We start from the raw sequence: 18,978 nt of genomic DNA, 5'->3' as shown, positions 1-18,978 counted from the left end.
TTTTAGGGGGACGATTGTATGGTATTAGTTTTATTATTGATGACCATTTCTTTTTTTCAGACTGCGCTCGCAGATCAAACATTAAGTAAAAATGCAGAACATGTCCTTGATCGTGTTGAATATGTATCGCCGGCTCCTTCTATTATCGGTAAACGCGAGTGGGAAGAGCTACAATTGGATCGTTTAGTGACTATACTTGATCGTACAAAAACATCTTTTGGTAGATGGGGATTGGTTCAATTGTTACACCCCATTGCTGATAAACAAGAATTGTTACAGCGAAAGAAAATTATTACTTTTTTGATTGAACATGAAGAAGATATGCGTGTTTTCCAAGAGCAACTCGAACGAGTGCATCGTATTGAAAAATCTTTGCTTGCATACTGGGATAAGCACGATCAATTAAACCAAAGTGTAGAACAGTTTTATTACAGAGCGGTTGGTTTTAGGGAATTAAATAAAAGTAGTCTTGCGCTCAACGCGAGCACCATGATGGAAATGTTTAATTCATGGAAATATCTTATTGCTACATTAGCTCTTGGCGGATTATCAGCTGAATTTCAAAAGTGGATTTATAGTGAACAGGAAAAGATAGATATTTGGGGCGGTATTCGCGCCGGGCTTGAAGTTCCATTCAGACAACATTTTCCTGGTCTTGTGGAGCTTAAACCTCATCAGGGCAGTTATACCTACAAAGACTATATAAAAGCATTTACGTATGGATCATGGGGAGATAGATATAATGTACTTTTCAGAGGTTATATAGCAGATCCATCAGAATTAGGATTGCCGAGAGTGTTTCAGTCTGTTGTGCCTAGTTTTGGTAAGTTGGGAGCATTTGTTGGTGCCAGCATTCCAACTGTATTTTTTGATTATCAATGGGGAAGTGCTATTTATTCTGTTGGCCAGCGTATTATTTCTATGCATCGTACGCTTAACCAATTGCAAGAACGTGTATCTGATGTTGCACAATGTGTGCAAGCAATAAAAAAATTACGCGCGTTGGTTGTTAAACAAGCGCCTGAGTTGGCGACATATTTTGCTGATGATATGTATGATAGTGATAAAGCAGATTTTATAAAAAAATTATTAGCGCAACGCTTTGTGCAAAAACCAGGTCCTCTTTATTCACGCGGACATGTGTTGACTATGCATTTAGATATTGTGCAGAAGAAAAAAACATTAATTCCTCTTTTGCATTCAGTAGCCTTGCTTGATGCATATTGCTCTATTGCGCAGTTATACAAAGAGAGTCAGAGTCAGGATGTTGGGTTTAGTTTTCCAGAATTTATAGAATCACCAAAACCATTTTTACAATATCACAATGCATGGTTGTCTTTGCTATCGTCTGATCAGGCGATTAGCAATAATCTTATATTGGGTAATAATAATCAAGGTAAAATCATTATCACCGGACCTAATGGTGGTGGAAAATCAACAATTCTAAAAACATTTGGCGTTTCAGCTGTTTTAGCACAATCGTGGTGTATTGTTCCAGCAAAAAGGGCACAACAAACATTATTTTCAGATATCAAAACAAGTCTTGCACCACATGAAGATTTAAAGCGTGGATTATCAACATTCATGGCGGAAAAAAAGATAATGGTAGAGCTGCTTGATGATATTCGTCACTCAGATGCACGTGATCGTATGCTTGTGTTAATTGATGAGCCATATAAGGGAACGGTTGATGCCGAATCTGCAAAACGAATTTATCAATTTGGTCAAGATGTTGCGGCTTTTCCTCAAGCGCTGGTTGCAATCGCAACACATGTAAAAAAACCAATAACATTGGAAAAGGACACCGGTGGTATTTTTGGCAATTATCAGGTGAAAATTGAAGAAATTAAACCTGGTATTTTTGAGCGCTTATTTAAGCTTGAGCAGGGTCCGGCAATGTGGTGGTTTGAAGATGAGGAAAAACGTAGTCGATTTGTTGATTGGATCAGTGTATCAGGTGTTTCAGATGAAACATAAATAATTTAATCATTATAGTTTTATAGAATGAGCTACCTTTTTACTAGCCCCGCACAAATTGTGCGGGGCTTTTTATTTGACGGTTAGGGCCTTTTTCAGTATCCTTATGGTGTGTTTGAAATAAAGAAATGCCGGGGTGGCGAAATGGCAGACGCACGAGACTCAAAATCTCGCGGTGGTAACACCATGTCGGTTCGAGTCCGACCCTCGGCACCATACTTCGCGTAAAGCTTCGTATGGCGCGCCATACTTTTTGCCCCACCGATGTCCGCTCATCCTGAGCTTGTCGAAGGACGGCGGGGACCCCGCTTAAGAAACAAAAAGGAGTGGAGTTGCAATGGATAACAACTGTGTCTTTTGTAAAATTATCGCAGGTCAATTGCCATCAAAGGTAATAGCAGAAACCAAAGATATTATTGTCATTGATAATATCGCTCCAAAAACTCCCATTCATTATCTTATTATTCCCAAAAAACATATTGCTGATATTAATTCACTCAAGCAGGATGATGTAATTCTTGTGGGTGAAATGGTGATGATGGCAAAAAAATTGTCTGAAGACCTTTCTGGTTCACAAGACTTTCGTCTTTCTGTTAACAATGGTCTTGACGCAGGTCAGAGCGTTTTTCATTTACACATTCATTTTCTTGCAGGTCAAAAATTCTTTGATCATGTTTAAATAATCAGTTTTTTTTTATGTAAAAAAACCTTCTTTTTCAGATATGCTGAAATAAAAGAGGGTTGGTATGAAGATAATAAGTTTAGTAGTTATTGTGTCATATTGCATACCATTGTATTCCATTGTGGTCATTGGTCATCGTGGTGCATCTGGACATTGTATTGAAAATACATTGTCTTCATTTGAACGAGCCATAGAATGCAATGCTGATATGATAGAATTTGATGTTCGCAAGTGCGCATCAGGTGAATTGATTGTGTTCCATGATGCACAAGTTGATCGATTAACTGCAGGTAATGGTTACGTTGCTTTAAAAACTTTGAGTGAGTTGAAACAATTGAAAGTTCTCGGTGTTGAGCAAATTCCAACGGTAGCAGAGGTTTTTGATTATGTTGACCGCCGAGTAAAATTGTATATTGAACTAAAAAGCCCTGCTATTGCGTGCGATATTTTGCGTATGATTGAATATTATGTTCAGAATAAACAATGGTGTTATGACGATTTTTTAATTGCGTCGTTTGATCATACTCAATTACAAGAAATTAAAGCTCTCAATGACCGGATTATTATTGTTGCCTTGATGTATGGCATACCAGTTAGTTTTGGAGCATCTGCAACTGATGTTAACGCAGATGTTGTTGGTTTAGATTCCGAATTTATAACCAAAGCATTTGTGGATGATATTCATGACCGCGGTATGTTGGTCTATGTGTATACCATAAATGATAGAGATGATCTTATTCGTCTGCTTGGTTATGGTGTTGATGGGATTATTACGGATTATCCTGATTATATTCGTGATCTTTTGTTGTTGAATTGTGAATTGTTATAACAAAAAAGGTGGTTTTTAAACCACCTTTTTTGTTACCTATATTTCTATGTCTATTTCTTTTTCTTCAAAATTTGATTTGTGTTTTAATTCATCCTGATAAAAGATATAAAGACCTGCCAAAACGATAATTATGGATATATAAAAATGCCATGAAATTTTTTCTTGGAAAAATGCCCATCCATAAAGAGCAGCAAAAAGTGGACTTAAAAAGCTTGTAAAGGACATAAATGTTGCAGAATATTTTTTAAGCAATCCTGCATAGATATTGTGGCACAGGATATTACTGATAAATATCATGATGATTAATCCTTTGTAAAAAGCGGCAGGATCTGATATTTGTGCAGGTCCTTCCAGCACATATGCATTGGCAAGAGAGAGCAAACCTCCGCTCGCCATACAAATTCCATTTACTATTGATGTTTGATAATTTTTATAACGAACCAATTTTTGGATCAATATCCAACTATAGCAGTGAAGTGATACAGAAATCATAAGAAAAACTTCGTACTTAGAAATATAAAAGAATTCAACAGCTTCTGCAGGGCTTTGCGAAATAAGGATTGGGAGCATGCCAAAAAGACCAACAGAAAGGCCAATCCATTGTTTTACTGATAGTCGTTGGTTAAAAAGTAAATATGCATAGAGTGCTGTTAAAAACGGTGAGAAATTGTAGAAAAATGACACTTTCCATACTGGTAGTACACGTAAGGCATAGAGGCGTAGTGCATACGTTGCATACATTCCTAAAACAATGATTTGGGCGAATATCCAAAAATGTTTTCTTTTGAATTTAAATTCTGCCGACGGTAAACAGTATTCATATGCAAGAAGGATTGTTCCTGCAATAAGCATACGTGTTCCTGATAAAAATAAGGGCGAAACGAACCCGAGGAGATATTTTCCCATAGGAAATGAAGTTGCAAAGAGCGCTTGTAAAAGGATAATAAATGTCATAATGTCTGTACCTATCAAAACGAATAAATGTGTAATATTTTAGATGAATTCAGGGTTTTTTACGGTTATAATATACAATAATATACAGTATATCGTACAAATAAAAAATGAGGAAAAATTATGAAAAAATTTATACACAACATCTGTAAAAATTTTCAGCGTTTTTTGTTTTTTTCTTCTTATGTGGTATTCATTTTTGCAATGGATAGCGAGCAGCCAATTTCAACTATGTTGAGAAAAGAGCTTGTACCGCGGAAAACATTCCCTATTTTTGATCCGAAAAGAGCTTTCGAATTACATAGACCTTTAAAAGAGATTCTCCCAGGAAGCATTACCATTACACCAGATGAACAAGGTGTTGTTATAGCGGAGTGTGGTCAGGTGCGCTATCTTAATTTTGGCACTTTCTCTGATCCAGAAGTTCTTTTTGAGCATCCTCATGTAAAACATGTTCCTATGATTGCAATGGCACAAAAAAAAGATACACCGCTGTTGATTGTCTCCGCAGGTAATTATGCAAACCCAGAAGCAAAAGGATGTATTTCTGAATATATAGTATTTATTAGAGATAGGTTATTTAAAAATCACAAATTAAATCATCCTATTCAAACGATGAGACTCAATCCCGAAGGTGACATTCTTGCGATAGCGGGGAATAATTTTGCTACAATAATTGATCTTAAAAATAATAAATTTGATAAAATACTTTGTTCATCAAAAGAAAATTGGTTTGAAGATATTGCTATTGGTCCAGATAGTATGCATATTGTATGCGCGGAAAATCGAGGGGCGATACAGTTGAGAGCGGTACATAGAACGGTTAAAAATATCAATACATCACTCCTAAAACAAGTAGAGACTGGTGATATTATTAAAAAAATTAATTACTCAAGTGCAGAGGAATTATTGTATCTAACGCATGATGGTAAAGCAAAAACAATCAATATGTATGATTTACTTGAAAATAGTCCAGTTGATTTGCGGTATGATAAAGTAAAAAAAATTGAAAAATATGAGCTTACTTCTATTGTTGGTGGGAATGTTACATCAAAGCTTTTTGCTGATTCAGTATTATATAATTTAGTTGCTGTTGATCAAGGGTTGGAGTTTTCTACCGTGCATTGGACTGACAATATACATGTTGCCGGGGATGATCGCCGTATGATAGAGGTACATCGCAGAAATAATGAATGTGTTGAAAATTTTATTCTTACAATACCTACCCTAGAAGAAAAGTATAATTATATAACAGAGAACAGACAATGTTGTGTAGGCATAGGTCATGTGTTGCTTGCTGAATTGTGTGGTAGGCACGTAGTTGCACTGGGAACAGATGGGAGAATGTATTTATGGATTTTGCCAGAGAAAAGTCCTGTGCATAGCAAGGTTCATAAGGATCAAGAAGTTATTAATAGAGGTGAGGGCAATGACCGAATCAGAAGGCGTTCAAAGACATTTCCAGAAGGAGAGTTGCCATGTTTGCGAAATGAAAAACAGAACGGTCAAGGATTACCTGAAAGAGATGTTTTGTCGGGAAGAAGAAGTTCTCACTCTGGTCTTCCACGCAAAGATAGTAAGATAGAGAGAGCATTTGTACATAATGCTCAGGTGGTATCACCTCAGACTGATGCAGGTGATGGAGTTGAAAAAGAGAAAAAGAAATCTTCTCCACGATTCAAGCTTAAAATATCGTCTGGTGCTAAATCAAAAGAGAGTAGCCCTCCGCTGGGTTCACCTAAATCAAGAGAAGGTAGCACACCGAGTTCACCTAAATAGAGCAGGAGAAAATAATCCCTCTGTTTTGAATGATGCTCGATAGACAAACCAGTTTTTTATTGTTAGTCATTTGTGCACAAGAGGTCACAAAAATCGCTTGTAAAGGGATAATAAATCTCATAATATCCGTACCTATCAAAATGAATAGACTTTGTACTATTTTGGATGTATGTCAACTTTCAAGGTTAGTATAGGGATCATGGGTACAAATAAAAATGGGGGGGGTGTTATGAAGAAAGTTCTATGTTCTTTGTTTTTTTCTTCATGTGTTTTTGTTTTGAATACAATGGATGTTAAGCCTAGTAATACAGCTAAATTAAAAAAGCAGATAGCACAGTACTGTGCTATAGAGCCTCAGAAAAAATTTAAGATTTTTGATCCTGAAAAAATGGTAAAAGAGGGTATAGAATGGGACACTTTTGTACCAAACAATTTGTTAATTACTCCAGATGAGAAGGGGGTTCTTATTGGAGAACCAGGTCGAGTTCGTTACGTTAATTTTGGCGTTTTGTTTGAAACAGAGCCTGCTGTATTGATTGAGCATCCTTGTGTAAAGCATCCACCTATGCTTGCGGTAGCACAAACAGGAAAGTTATTACTGGTTGTTTCTGCTGGTAATTATACTGTATCAGGTCATCGTTTTTCTGAATATATTATATTCCAAAATGAGATATCTGATTCTGTTGATAATAAATCGCATAACATATTCCATCAAAAATTATCTGAAGTAAAAAAAATGAGTTGGCCTATTCAAGCGATTGCACTTAATTCCACAGGAAAGGTGCTTGCAATTGCGAGTCGTGATTGTGTTCATGTAATTGAGCTCGAAACTGGCGAGACTCGTGAAAGTAAGTTTCAGCCGCGTGGAAATATTTTGGTTGTGGATATTGCGGTTAAGCCAGGTGATATACAAGTTGCAGCAGTAGATAACAATGGGATAGTTGATATAAAAAAAATGTTTGGAGAAGGTAAAGATATCGAGTTTTCTAATTTGAAACACGTAGAAACAGCAGATATTATTGAAAAAATTATTTTTTTTGATACGAGTGATTTACTTTATGTGGCAGGAGATAAGGCAAAAATAATCAAAAAAGGAAGCTGGCTTGAAAATTCGCAAGGGACTGTGAAATCCCGTATTTTTTCGTATGACGAAACCTATAATTTGGTTTTACCTGATCAAGGGTTACAATATGCTACAGTACATTGGACTGATAATACAAATTTGTCTAAGAATGCTCGTTTAAAAATGAAAGTACGGCGTGAAAATGGTACCTCGGTTGATGAATTTATTCTTAAAATGTCTGATTTACCAGAAGTCTATGGTTTTATAACAAAAATGGGACAAGATAGATCGGGACTTACGCATTTGTTACCTGCTGTGGCATTGCGTGGTGGGCGATCGGCTGCAATAGCAACAGATGGATATCTGCGAGCATGGGTTTTGCCTAAAAGGTCTGAAGTGTGCTATGAAGAAGCGCAAAAATATATTGTGGGTGAGATACAGAGAGATCATCTTATGAGAAGACGTTCACTTTCGTCTCCAAATGTTGGAGAACAACCAAAGAAAAACAATGAAGCTCCAGCAGTAGACAACAAGGCAAAGAGAAAAAGTTCACAGCGGGGAGCATTTCGTGTTTTCAGATCATCTCTTAGTATGGATAAAAAGAAAAAAGACGAAGACCATGGTCCTGTACAATCTCACTCATATTCACCCAAAGAAAAAGAAGACGAAGTATTGTCACCTCGGCATTCTATTAATGAAGAAGAATTCAACAGAGCGTCAACACAAGATTATCGCAATGATCAAGAAAGACTTGAGACTCGACACAGTGGCAAAGATTCTTTGAAAAAAAAATAACTAGTTAAGCTGCTTTAGTTATGTATCGCGGTACTAATGAAAGCAGCTAACTTTTCTTTGTAGAGGTTTTTATATCGTAGATGATGTTTTGCATGATATGATTGCTCAAGCCACCAACATTGTTTGTTAGGTGTAAGGGCAGCTAGTTGTAGGACATCATCAAAATCTGCATAAGTATCATCATAAGAATGAATGAAAAGCACTGGGCTTGTAATATGGTGCATTTTATCAGATAAATTGGTGATGTTGTCATACTGAGCTGCCAATAAGCGGGCACATAGGTGAGAACCGATTGTACACATGTGGTCTGCTAGACGGGAGCACAGTTGGTATATATTACCATGGGCGATATTTTTTTTTGTTCCATAGACATAGCCAAGTACGGATGCAAGTCGTTTTTTTATACCAGCAATGGGAGCCGTGGTAATTATTTTGAGAATAGATTCCCATCCGCTATCAAAAATAAGGCCTTTAACACGAGAACGCGCTAATAAGTTATTTTTTTCTAAATAAATAATAGCGTGTGTAGCATTGAATGCGCCAGAACAAATTCCTCCAATAATAATGGGTAATTTATTTTGTTTGTTGATATGTGCTATTGCTCCGATAATATCTTTGTATTCAGCAATTCCATAACGCCATAAATTCCAAAATAAGGGTCCTTCACTTTCTCCATGTCCTCGTGCATCAAAAAGTAAAATATTGCAATTTTCAGGAAGTAAATCATAAAAAGTTGCCATTCCTTCTTTTCTTCCTGGAAGCCAACCTGCGCAGATAATAACATTACATATTGCATCTGGTCGTGATAAAAAAAGTCCGGAAAGAGTGAGTTTATCAGGAGTTTTGAATGTAACCTCTTGAAAACCAGCTTCTTTCAAAGAGCTGCGCACAGTCAAGTGGTCTTTTAAAAAAGAGCTTGTATAGAACTTTTTTACATGATCAGTGCAGTGAGAGGAAAAAAAGAGTAAGATTATTCCAAGCAAAAAACAATTTTTAATTCTCATAATTTTAATACAAAGTGAATAATATGAATATGTTAACCATTACTATAAGTATACTGTTATCTTTTTTTTCTACAATTGTTATGAGTTATGTTGCCTTGGCGACCCCAATCGGTCCATGGATTGCGCCAACACTTGTTTTTATTGCATTGCTATGTTCACGGCTTTGCGCAAAAATTACGACAACTTCCATGGCATATGCGGTTTCTGCTGGGTCTATTGGTGGCATAATGGCGACAGCTTGCGCGTTTTCGTTTCCGACCCTTTATTTTTTGGACTCTCACTTGTTTAATGAATGGATGAAGTCTCCACTTTTCTTTGGTGGTATGTTGGGTGTCTTTTCTTTTTTATCTGGTGCGTTTGGGCTTTTTGTGGCAAATGTATCAGAAAAAACATTAATCGATGAACAGAACCTATCGTTTCCTGTGGGACAACTTATTCATAAAATGATTGCTGCCCAAAATCAAATTCGTAAAGCGTATGAATTGATGGTTGGTTTTTGCGTAACAGTCCTGTTTTCTTTTTTGCAGGGTGGTATTTTATTGTCACAGGCTTTTGTTCCAAAAACAATCACGGTGTTGCCATCGCTACAGTTTTTAATTTTTTCGGTTCCTCGTATGGTAATTAATCTTGATACTGCCCCAATGATTTGGGCAATTGGTTTTGTAACGGGTCATGTTATAGCGGTGCCACTTGCTGCAGGTGCATGTGCCAATATTTTTCTCGTAAATCCGGTACAAAGATCATTTTTTTCTTATTTGTCTCCAATGGAATTTACGCTCGCATTTTGCAGTGGCATTGTTTTTTTTATCACAATGATGAGTGTTGTTGGTATGCCACAACAAATTATTGCTGGTATGAAAAATGGTATTAAAAAAATAGGGTACAAAAATGATTCCATAAAACATTTTTTGCATCCACAACTGATTGTGACATCTACCGCTATCGCAATAGGATTGATTTTATTTTTATCTTATTTTGCATTTCCTTGGTATGTACAATTGTATTTGGTTGTGTGTAGCGCAATTACCACGTATCAAATTGCATCAATTGCAGGACGAATTGGGCTTGCATTATTAGGTCGCTTTGCAACATTTGTTATGGTTCCTGCAATGCTGATTTTTAATCTTAATTATGTACACTTGGTTTTTATTGCAACATTTGTTGAGATAAGTGGGGGCGTTGCAGCTGATGTATTATTTGGTCGTAAACTTGCTCAGTTATCTGATATTTCGCGTGCAGTTATGAGGAAATATCAGTTATTAGGATTAGTTGTAGCATCAATTACCATTGGGATTGTTTTTTGGCTTTTAATCAATCATTTTGGACTAGGTTCTCCTGAGTTGTTTGCATATCGTGCGCAATCGCGACAGTTACTGATCCAAGCAAAGCAGTTTGATTTTACAGTAGTAGGTATTGGCGCTTTATTCGGATTATTTTTACAACAAGTACGTCTTAATCCAATGTTAGTCTTAGGTGGATTATTAATGCCTCTCGATATGACATTAGGCCTTGTTGTTGGTGGACTATTGGCTGTTCTTTCTTCTGACAAAGAAGAATGGTATCCATTATGGTCTGGTGTATTTGCAGGGAACTCAATATGTATGTTATTACGTGCAGTATTCGCTTTTTAACCTTAGTTTCAATTCCTGCAGTTCTATTCTTTACTGGGGTCCCCGTGTGAAATGTAATGGAACAGGGGGGCAAATTTGACCTTGTTGCATGTCACTGTTATTCTCTCATAAAAAAATATTTTAATTTATGAGGGTTTGATGAAAAATATCATTCGTACGCTTTTTGGTTTTCTTTTTTTTATGCATAGTGGATATGCAGCATTTCAGGTTAATTATGATCCAATTCTTGCTGTAGTATTAATGGTTAAAAATGAAGAAACGGTGATGCGAGCAACATTACAGCCATTTGTTGATGGTGGGATTAATTCATTTTTTATTTTTGATACAGGATCGACTGATAATACTATAGCGGTAACACAGGATTTTTTTGACGAACATGGTGTTACTCGCGGATACATTATGCAGGAGCCATTTGTTGATTTTGCTACATCACGTAATCGTGCTCTTGATTTAGCAGAAGAGCAATTTCCTAATGCAGCATTTATGGTAATGCTTGATGCAGAATGGTATTTGAATGATGCAAAGGCATTGGTTGAATTTTGTGAGCTATGCTTGCAACGTGGAGATATATATCCTTCTTATTTGATGCATATTATTAACGAAGCGCTTGATAACTACACATGTCGATTAATTCGCTGTAAGTGTGGCGCACGTTTTGGTGGCGTGGTGCATGAGACAATTACTCAACCAGCACACGTTAAAGTTCCTGATACGATTTTTTTTGAATATTTACCAGAATCTAATGGTATCGAAAAAACTGCAGCACGATTTATCATAGATCGTGAGCTCTTATTTAAAGAGCATCAAAGAAAACCTGATTGTACCCGCACATTATTTTATCTTGCGCGGACTTGCGAAGATCTGGGTGATTTAGTTTTTGCATATGATTTTTACAAAAAACGTGCTGACATGGTTGGTTGGGATGAAGAAGATTTCATAGTAAAATATCGTCTTGCAGAAACAATCAAAAGATTAGTGTTTCGTATGAAAAATCCTGATTATCAGTGGTCAGAAGCTCTCAGCTATTATTTGCAGGCATATCAAATGCGTCCTCATCGTGCAGAGCCATTAGTTGCTATCGCCGACTATTATGTTCAACTACACCAAATGGATACAGCATTTTTGTTTGCGCTCCCTGCAGCTGAAATGGATTATCCAGCAAAAGATATTTTGTTTGTTGAAAAATATCTTTATAACTATTATCGATATGAAATTCTTGCTCGTTGTGCATGGTATATTAATGAATTTGAAATTGGTGAATGGGCTGCTCAAAAAGCATATGAAGCATATCCTGATTATAAATATGCGCAGATTAATATGAATTGTTATGCATCACGAAAAACAGCAGCTACAGCGTAGATGATTATATTTTAGATAAAAAAGAGAGCCACTATAATTTTATAACTAGTAAAAAGAACCACTTCAATTTTGAAGTGGTTCTTTTTACTAGTTAATGTATTTAAAAAATATTTTAGGTCAACAAGCACAATCTTGTATATCTAACGCCAATTTCTGCAAGATATATTGAATCAGCGTATTCTTGTTCATCTTCTGGATCAATACGAGTGATTGACAAATATCCCCAGTCATTGTTTGACATGAGTAAATTGTTCATAGGAACGGTTACTACTATGTGGTTGAGATTTTCATTATCTCCAGTTGGTTCTATGCAGCTGAAATCTCCAGATAATATTGTTTCAGAGAAACTGCCGCCAAGGGCACCGGTACCAAATTGTTCACCATTGCCTCTGTAATCCGCTTGAACTCTCATTTGAGCGCTAATAGGGCTTGGAGCTACGATACCATTTTGTGCAATGAACAAATGGAAATCAAGGAGTACGGGTTGAGTTAAATCAGCATCGCTTGGCACAACAAATTGCGTTGAAATACGATGTATCAATGTTTCGTCAATTGGTCCAAGAGGTGTTTGTGGTAATTCCCATGCTTGAACTACTGGTGCGTTTATACCAGCAGGTGTAGCATCTTCATACACTTCATCAAAGGTTGTGTCAGGGTCGGTTTCAAGGGTTAGAACACCAATAACAGTATGCTGTTCAAGCATTGTGTATGCATTCAAGAAGAAGCATCCAGTACCGCATTGTCCAGGGATTCCTGGGATACCTTGTGGTCCAGTATCACCAGTACTACCAGTTGCACCAGTAGCTCCTGTAGGTCCTGTTGCACCTGTGTTACCAGTTTCTCCAGCGCCAGTAGCTCCTGTAGGTCCAGTAGCTCCAGTTGCACCTGTATTACCAGTTGCTCCAGTGTTGCCTGTAGGTCCTCTGCGACCGCGATGTCCTCTATGTCCACGAGGGCCTCTTGGTCCTGTTGAGTTACAGCACGCATCAAACTTACGTGTAATTGTTGCTCCGTTATGATCAACAATGTCTAGATAAGTGTCGTCAGACATTTCTGGTAAAACTACATCAGCAGGTTTTTCGCTGCTGGCGGTCATTATGTTAAGAGCATTAACATCAGCAAGAGCTTCTGAATAATTTCTTAAATATTTACGAATAATAGCAAAATGTGATTTTACAAATTGATCTTCAGCTTTTTCTAATAAAGCGAGAGCATCTCTTGTTGCCGCTCTGACTACGTCTAGAGATTTTATTTTTTCATCTCTTTCGATAATAGCTGCAAGAGCTCTTAATGGATTTGATATATCATCAGGGTGACTAATATCACAAATCAACTGTATAGTAGCTTTGTATTTTTCAGATAAATCAGCAGGCGAAAGATCTCTGTGATGCATTCCTACTGCTGCATGCATGTTACTGTGCGGAGTTATTGCGCACGATAGTAACAATACGAGCGATAATTTTCTTACCATCTAGTATCTCCTTTTGTTTAAAAACATTAACTATGCTTAAGAGCTAATAAAAATATTTGTAAAAAATCAATCTTTTTTTTTGATTTAAAATAGTTTTGTTTTTTTATACAGGATAAAATACAACGTCTGGTATGACAAGTATGTTTAGGTCGACTTCGCCACTTGCAGCTTCTGTGATGGTTCCACCGGGGCTAAGTCGATATACTGTGATGGTTGCGTTCAAGGTATTAATTCCAGAAACTACTGCTACATATGGCTCAGTTAATGAAGAGTTTATATTAAGTTGTACAGTTACATACACTCTTGGGTCACTGGCAGGAGAGACAATAATAGCTGGAAAAATGTATACAGTACCACCATTTGCGTAACCAATCAAATCTTTAGATGTAAAAACGTTAACGCGGGCATACGCATTGCCTTGTGTACTATCTATACCTATCATTGCTCCTATGTCAGCAATAGCAGAAGAAAAAGTACTGATACAGAAAAAAAGTATAAAATATTTCATATATAATTACCTCAATTAGTTATGAATTTAATCGTGTATAATGTATTGATATTGCGGCTAAATAGGTACTTCCAAAATATTCGATCGTAGAAATTGGAACTATTCGTTGAATTACTAAATTACCCCATGTATTACCATTGACCAGTGCACCATTTAACGGTAATGAGACAGTGAAATACATCAAATTTCCTGGTGTTGGGTCAATCACTGCATAGTCCGGACTTGCAATTGTTTCGGCATAACCAGTTGCAGGAGCAAGAATACCGACTTCTTGTTGAAATGATTTATAATCGGCTTGTACCTGAAATCTTACATCTCCATTTCCAATTTCATCAACGAATCTGCTAAAACAATGCAATATGAGTGTTATTGGCTGACTACTATCAAGTGTGCTTGGTATAACAAATTGAGTAGCAATTGAATTTGTAGATGGGGATTCTGAACTTCTAAACATTTGCCATACATCAAATAATGTATTGGGTCCATACAGAGTATCAAATATTCTTACAGGATTGAGTCCGTTGATATCATACATCATTGGCGCATTAATGAACAATTCGTCAAGAAGTGAAGCGTCTGCTCCTGTCGCACCGGTTGCACCAGTACTACCTGTTGCGCCAGTTGCTCCCGTATTGCCAATAGTACCTGTGGGTCCTGTTGCGCCAGTACTGCCAGTGGCACCTGTTGCTCCGGTTGGACCAGTCACGCCAGTTGCACCGGTATTGCCGGTAGCGCCAGCACCTGGACCTGTAGGGCCAGTTACACCAGTGGAACCAGTGGAACCTGTTGCACCAGTTGTACCATCGTGCCCTCGCTTTCCACGTTTTCCTCTTGGTCCTTTTTTACAACATACGAGTGGTTTTTGGCATTGAGTATCGCAGCAAGGATCACTATTTAAACAACAATCATTATTTTCGTGAGAAATTGCTCTTAACAGTAAATGTTCGGGTAGCAATTCGCTTTGCATATATGATGCATATGATAAACACAGAATGAGTAGAGATACTTTTTTCATGCGAACACGTCTCCTTTAGTAATTATTATATTAAAAACGATATGATTTCTTTTACTATAGGATTGTGTAAATAATCAAGAAAAATATTTTACTACAAAAATGATTATGGAGTACTTCGCCATACAAGAAATGCTTCAATAAAATCGATTAATTCACCGTCAAGAACTTTATCAGGTTGTGGGGATTCAAAATCTGTACGATGATCTTTGACCATTTTATATGGATGCAATACATACGATCTTATTTGTGATCCCCATTCAATTTTTCTTTTTTCGATACCAGCGCTTAATTTTGCGTCCTGTTCTTCTTTCATTTTTTGTGCAAGTTTTGCATAAAGCATTTTCATGGCAAAAGCTTTATTCTGTTGTTGTGATCTTTCATTTTGACATTGCACAACAATGTTAGTTGGTAAATGGGTAATACGTACTGCAGAGTCAGTTTTGTTAACGTGTTGTCCGCCTGCACCACTTGCGCGATATGTATCAATACGTAAATCTTTTGGATCAATGGTAATTTCAATATCAGGAACTTCCGGTGTTACCATAACGCTTGTGAAAGATGTGTGTCGTCTTTTATTTGCATCAAAGGGGGATATTCTCACAAGTCTGTGAACACCATGTTCACTTTTGAAATATCCGTAAGGATTTTTTCCACGGATAAATAGAGTTGCGGATTTTATACCAGCTTCTTCTCCTGGTTGATAGTCGATAGTATCAGCATGAAAATTATTGCGTTCGCAGAATCGGTAATACATGCGTAGAAGCATATTTGCCCAGTCTTGAGATTCTGTTCCGCCCGCACCGGCATGAATGTGTACAAAACAGTTTGATGAATCGCTTGGGTCATTTAATAAAAGTTGTATTTTAAATGCGACTACTTTTTTACGTAAATCGCTGACTTCGGATGAGATTTTGGTTAATTCTGTTTCATTATCTGCAAAAAGATTAATAAGTTCTGTTAGATCTTTATGAGTTGTGACTACATGTAAATATTGATCTCGTAACGTTCGAGTGTGTTGTAGTTCTTTGGAGATTTCTGTTTGTTTGGGGTTTTTCCAGAATTCTTCTTCCTGAGAAGTTTTTTCAAGATCTTGAAATTTTTTTTCGAGCTGAGCATTGTTCCAAAAAGAAGTAATTGTTTGGATGTCAGGGGCTATGTTTTTAAGTTGCTCGTGAAGTTCATCTATAAGCATCTATAACCTTTTTTTATAAACAAAAGATAAATATATTTACTATCAGCATATCATAAGGGTTGTGAATGATAAACAAGTTAATTGTAATAAAAAAGGCGCTTTTCATAAGCGCCTTTTTTATTGTTGCGTGAGGTGTTATGATTCTTGGCTGTTCAGTTGCGATAAAGCAATTTTCTTCTGCAATAACCATGCATAATGTGCAGCAATCCCAGCAGCAAGGCGAGTTAATCCCCTTTTTATAGGAGAGGAAGAATCAAGTTTTAATGTTGCTCCGAGAGTTGTGGGTGTTACGACAGCTAGTAGTGCAGTAAGTAATCCGTTAAACATCCAGTCGTTGAAAATGAATCCTAATGATTCAAGATATGGTTCAGTGTAATATGGTTGATTTTTAAATTGTCCTGGGTACATCCCTATTATCAATTTATGGATTACATTTGTACGGGCTGCATATTTAAAACCACTCAATAGTGTATGAGCGTCAGTTTGGTTAGAATTTTGGAGTATTTTATCAATCGTTTCTAGGATACTTGTTAATCCTGCTGCAACACGTATTTCTTTTATATCTTGTTGAATATTATCTTGTACATAGTGGTTAAGTTCATCTGCTTTATCTAATAAGTCTTGAGCTACTGCTGGATCAAGATTGGATTGTTCAATGAGATTGGCGACGGCCTGTTGGAGAGTATTGAGTTTTATATCAAAAACTTGGTCAACAGTACTTTGTACATAAAATGTAATTGAAAGAAGGGTGAGAACAGATAGGAAAAAATGAGAGTGTTTCATAAGGTCTCCTGATAATGAGTAAATATTTTATTAGAGGTATACCAAAAATGAGGGTTGGATTGTCAATAGCAACACAAAAAAATATACTCTCAACAAAATGACTTTTTTTTACATCGGAACTATTTATTTTTTTGAGCTTATATATTATATATCTTATATATTGTATGTATTGATACATATAATAATAAAAAAGTCTTTTTGTATGCGTGCAACTGTTTTTATACAAGGGAGCCTAGTTTAGGTCTTTTTTTGGGCAATAATGGGCCTAAAAGGTAAGTTAGACTCTCAAATACATAGCCGCTCGTTGGAATATGAGATTTTTCGAAGCTTTTTTTTAAGAAAAATGAGTCTTTTGGTTGATACATAAACCCGATAGTCTTTTTTTTAGTTTTAACGGTTGTTTTTGAGAATAAAATGTAGCTTGTTTTGGTTCGGCCTTGTAGGCGTTGAAAAGCGAGTAAAAGTTGTATGCAAACGATGATCTAATGAATATATTCATTGGAATAGTGGTTGTTAAAAGTTTCGTATTATTCATTAAAAACCTATACCTCTTATAGGACTTACACATTTTTTTTTAAAAAAGTTTAAAAAAAGTGTTGACTTAGTGCAAAATAGGTTTATAATTTTCATTAACAATTGATTAAAACGTTTTCAATAACCGCGAATCAATCGTAATTTAAGAAAATTTGATAACATTAAAAAGTTCTTTGAAATACACAAGAGAAAATTTCGTATCTATCAATTTTGGTAGGACCCAATTCAATTCAGTGATGAAGAGTTTGATCTTGGCTCAGAATGAACGTTGGCGGCGTGCCTAACACATGCAAGTCGAGCGAGAAAGTTCCTTCGGGAATGAGTACAGCGGCGGACGGGTGAGTAACACGTAAGAATCTGCCCTATAGTGAGGAATACCCTTGAGAAATTGAGGTTAATACTGCATAAGTCCCTACGGGGAGAAAAGCGTCTTTTATGTCGCTGCTATAGGATGAGCTTGCGGACTATCAGCTTGTTGGTGAGGTAAAGGCTCACCAAGGCTATGACGGTTAACCGGCCTGAGAGGGTGTACGGTCACATAGGCACTGAGATACGGGCCTGACTCCTACGGGAGGCAGCAGTGGGGAATATTGCGCAATGGGCGAAAGCCTGACGCAGCGACGCCGCGTGGAGGATGAAGGTCTTAGGATTGTAAACTCCTGTCAGATGGGACGAAAGGTTCATGTTTAATAGACGTGAAATATGACGGTACCATCAGAGGAAGCACCGGCTAACTTCGTGCCAGCAGCCGCGGTAATACGAAGGGTGCAAACGTTATTCGGAATCACTGGGCGTAAAGGGTGCGTAGACGGTATGTTAAGTTCGTTGTTAAAGGCTCCAGCCTAACTGGAGTATTGCGATGAAAACTGGCGTGCTAGAGGGTGAGAGAGAGAAGTGGAATTCCTGGAGTAGCGGTAAAATGCGTGGATCTCAGGAGGAACACCAATGGCGAAGGCAGCTTCTTGGCTCATTCCTGACGTTGAGGCACGAAAGCGTGGGGAGCAAACAGGATTAGATACCCTGGTAGTCCACGCCGTAAACGATAACCACTAGATGTTGGTTCGGCTTAGCTGGATCAGTGTCGTAGCTAACGCGTTAAGTGGTTCGCCTGGGGAGTATGGTCGCAAGGCTAAAACTTAAAAGAATTGACGGGGGTCCGTACAAGCGGTGGAACATGTGGTTTAATTCGACACTACGCGAGAAACCTTACCTGGGCTTGACATGTACTTGACAGCTGTAGAAATACGGTCTTTTGGGCTTCGGCTCAAACGGGTACACAGGTGCTGCATGGCTGTCGTCAGCTCGTGTCGTGAGATGTTTGGTTAAGTCCTCTAACGAGCGCAACCCCTGCTATCAGTTGCAATTAATCTTCGGATTAAGCACTTTGATGGGACTGCCCGGGAAA

General features: G+C 37.3%; 14 protein-coding genes, 1 tRNA gene and 1 rRNA gene. 9 read left to right on the top strand and 7 right to left on the bottom strand.

Translation table 11 applies throughout. The annotated features are described in order from the left end of the window. Positions 1-18: 18 nt before the first annotated feature. The 4 genes from VJJ26_04845 (at position 19) to VJJ26_04830 (ending at position 3,488) form a co-directional block, all read left to right on the top strand. Positions 19-1,977, top strand: coding sequence for a hypothetical protein (locus VJJ26_04845; GenBank protein HLC07484.1), 1,959 nt, complete (start codon positions 19-21; stop codon positions 1,975-1,977). A gap of 130 nt (positions 1,978-2,107) precedes the next feature. After that, positions 2,108-2,193, top strand: a tRNA-Leu gene (locus tag VJJ26_04840). A 121-nt stretch (positions 2,194-2,314) separates the two neighbouring features. Then, positions 2,315-2,656 carry an HIT domain-containing protein gene (locus VJJ26_04835; GenBank protein ID HLC07483.1) on the top strand — a complete coding sequence of 114 codons (342 nt, stop codon included), beginning with the start codon at positions 2,315-2,317 and terminating at the stop codon, positions 2,654-2,656. 67 nt (positions 2,657-2,723) lie between these two features. Further along, positions 2,724-3,488 (top strand): glycerophosphodiester phosphodiesterase, encoded by a 765-nt coding sequence (locus VJJ26_04830; GenBank protein HLC07482.1) that lies wholly within the window; start codon positions 2,724-2,726, stop codon positions 3,486-3,488. Positions 3,489-3,524: 36 nt separating this feature from the next. On the opposite strand, the gene VJJ26_04825 is transcribed toward VJJ26_04830, so the two are convergent. After that, on the bottom strand, positions 3,525-4,442 hold the full coding sequence (locus VJJ26_04825) for a DMT family transporter (GenBank protein ID HLC07481.1): 918 nt from the start codon (positions 4,440-4,442) through the stop codon (positions 3,525-3,527). A 120-nt stretch (positions 4,443-4,562) separates the two neighbouring features. Between VJJ26_04825 and VJJ26_04820 the strand changes: the two genes are divergently transcribed. After that, positions 4,563-6,218 carry a hypothetical protein gene (locus VJJ26_04820; protein ID HLC07480.1) on the top strand — a complete coding sequence of 552 codons (1,656 nt, stop codon included), beginning with the start codon at positions 4,563-4,565 and terminating at the stop codon, positions 6,216-6,218. Between the two features lie 229 nt (positions 6,219-6,447). Further along, complete coding sequence (locus VJJ26_04815) at positions 6,448-8,076, top strand: hypothetical protein (GenBank protein ID HLC07479.1); 1,629 nt, start codon at positions 6,448-6,450, stop codon at positions 8,074-8,076. A gap of 14 nt (positions 8,077-8,090) precedes the next feature. Here the strand turns inward: VJJ26_04815 and VJJ26_04810 are convergent, their stop codons facing one another. Next, the gene (locus tag VJJ26_04810) at positions 8,091-8,966 is read right to left on the bottom strand and encodes an alpha/beta fold hydrolase (GenBank protein ID HLC07478.1); all 876 of its coding nucleotides are present in this window, start codon (positions 8,964-8,966) and stop codon (positions 8,091-8,093) included. Positions 8,967-9,103: 137 nt separating this feature from the next. Here VJJ26_04810 and VJJ26_04805 point away from each other — a divergent pair, with 137 nt between their 5' ends. Both VJJ26_04805 and VJJ26_04800 read left to right on the top strand, forming a co-directional pair. Next, positions 9,104-10,711 (top strand): OPT/YSL family transporter, encoded by a 1,608-nt coding sequence (locus VJJ26_04805; protein ID HLC07477.1) that lies wholly within the window; start codon positions 9,104-9,106, stop codon positions 10,709-10,711. A gap of 138 nt (positions 10,712-10,849) precedes the next feature. Further along, positions 10,850-12,070 carry a hypothetical protein gene (locus VJJ26_04800; GenBank protein HLC07476.1) on the top strand — a complete coding sequence of 407 codons (1,221 nt, stop codon included), beginning with the start codon at positions 10,850-10,852 and terminating at the stop codon, positions 12,068-12,070. A 112-nt stretch (positions 12,071-12,182) separates the two neighbouring features. Here VJJ26_04800 and VJJ26_04795 read toward each other — a convergent pair whose 3' ends face one another. The 5 genes from VJJ26_04795 to VJJ26_04775 form a co-directional block, all read right to left on the bottom strand. Continuing rightward, positions 12,183-13,541, bottom strand: a complete 1,359-nt coding sequence (locus tag VJJ26_04795) for a collagen-like protein (protein ID HLC07475.1) — start codon at positions 13,539-13,541, stop codon at positions 12,183-12,185. Positions 13,542-13,644: 103 nt separating this feature from the next. After that, complete coding sequence (locus VJJ26_04790) at positions 13,645-13,983, bottom strand: hypothetical protein (GenBank protein ID HLC07474.1); 339 nt, start codon at positions 13,981-13,983, stop codon at positions 13,645-13,647. 85 nt (positions 13,984-14,068) lie between these two features. Further along, positions 14,069-15,064: a hypothetical protein gene (locus VJJ26_04785; protein HLC07473.1), complete on the bottom strand. Its 996-nt coding sequence runs from the start codon at positions 15,062-15,064 to the stop codon at positions 14,069-14,071. Between the two features lie 103 nt (positions 15,065-15,167). Beyond that, the gene (gene prfB, locus VJJ26_04780) at positions 15,168-16,256 is read right to left on the bottom strand and encodes a peptide chain release factor 2 (protein HLC07472.1); all 1,089 of its coding nucleotides are present in this window, start codon (positions 16,254-16,256) and stop codon (positions 15,168-15,170) included. A gap of 135 nt (positions 16,257-16,391) precedes the next feature. Continuing rightward, positions 16,392-17,039 (bottom strand): hypothetical protein, encoded by a 648-nt coding sequence (locus tag VJJ26_04775; GenBank protein ID HLC07471.1) that lies wholly within the window; start codon positions 17,037-17,039, stop codon positions 16,392-16,394. A gap of 767 nt (positions 17,040-17,806) precedes the next feature. On the opposite strand from VJJ26_04775, the gene VJJ26_04770 reads away from it, so the two are divergent. Then, positions 17,807-18,978: ribosomal RNA gene (locus tag VJJ26_04770) — 16S ribosomal RNA — on the top strand; the annotation flags it as partial.

The sequence above is a fragment of the Candidatus Babeliales bacterium genome (assembly GCA_035288105.1).
In the GTDB taxonomy this organism is placed as follows: Bacteria; Babelota; Babeliae; order Babelales; family Vermiphilaceae; genus SOIL31.
This window is presented reverse-complemented; position numbering and strand designations above follow the sequence as displayed.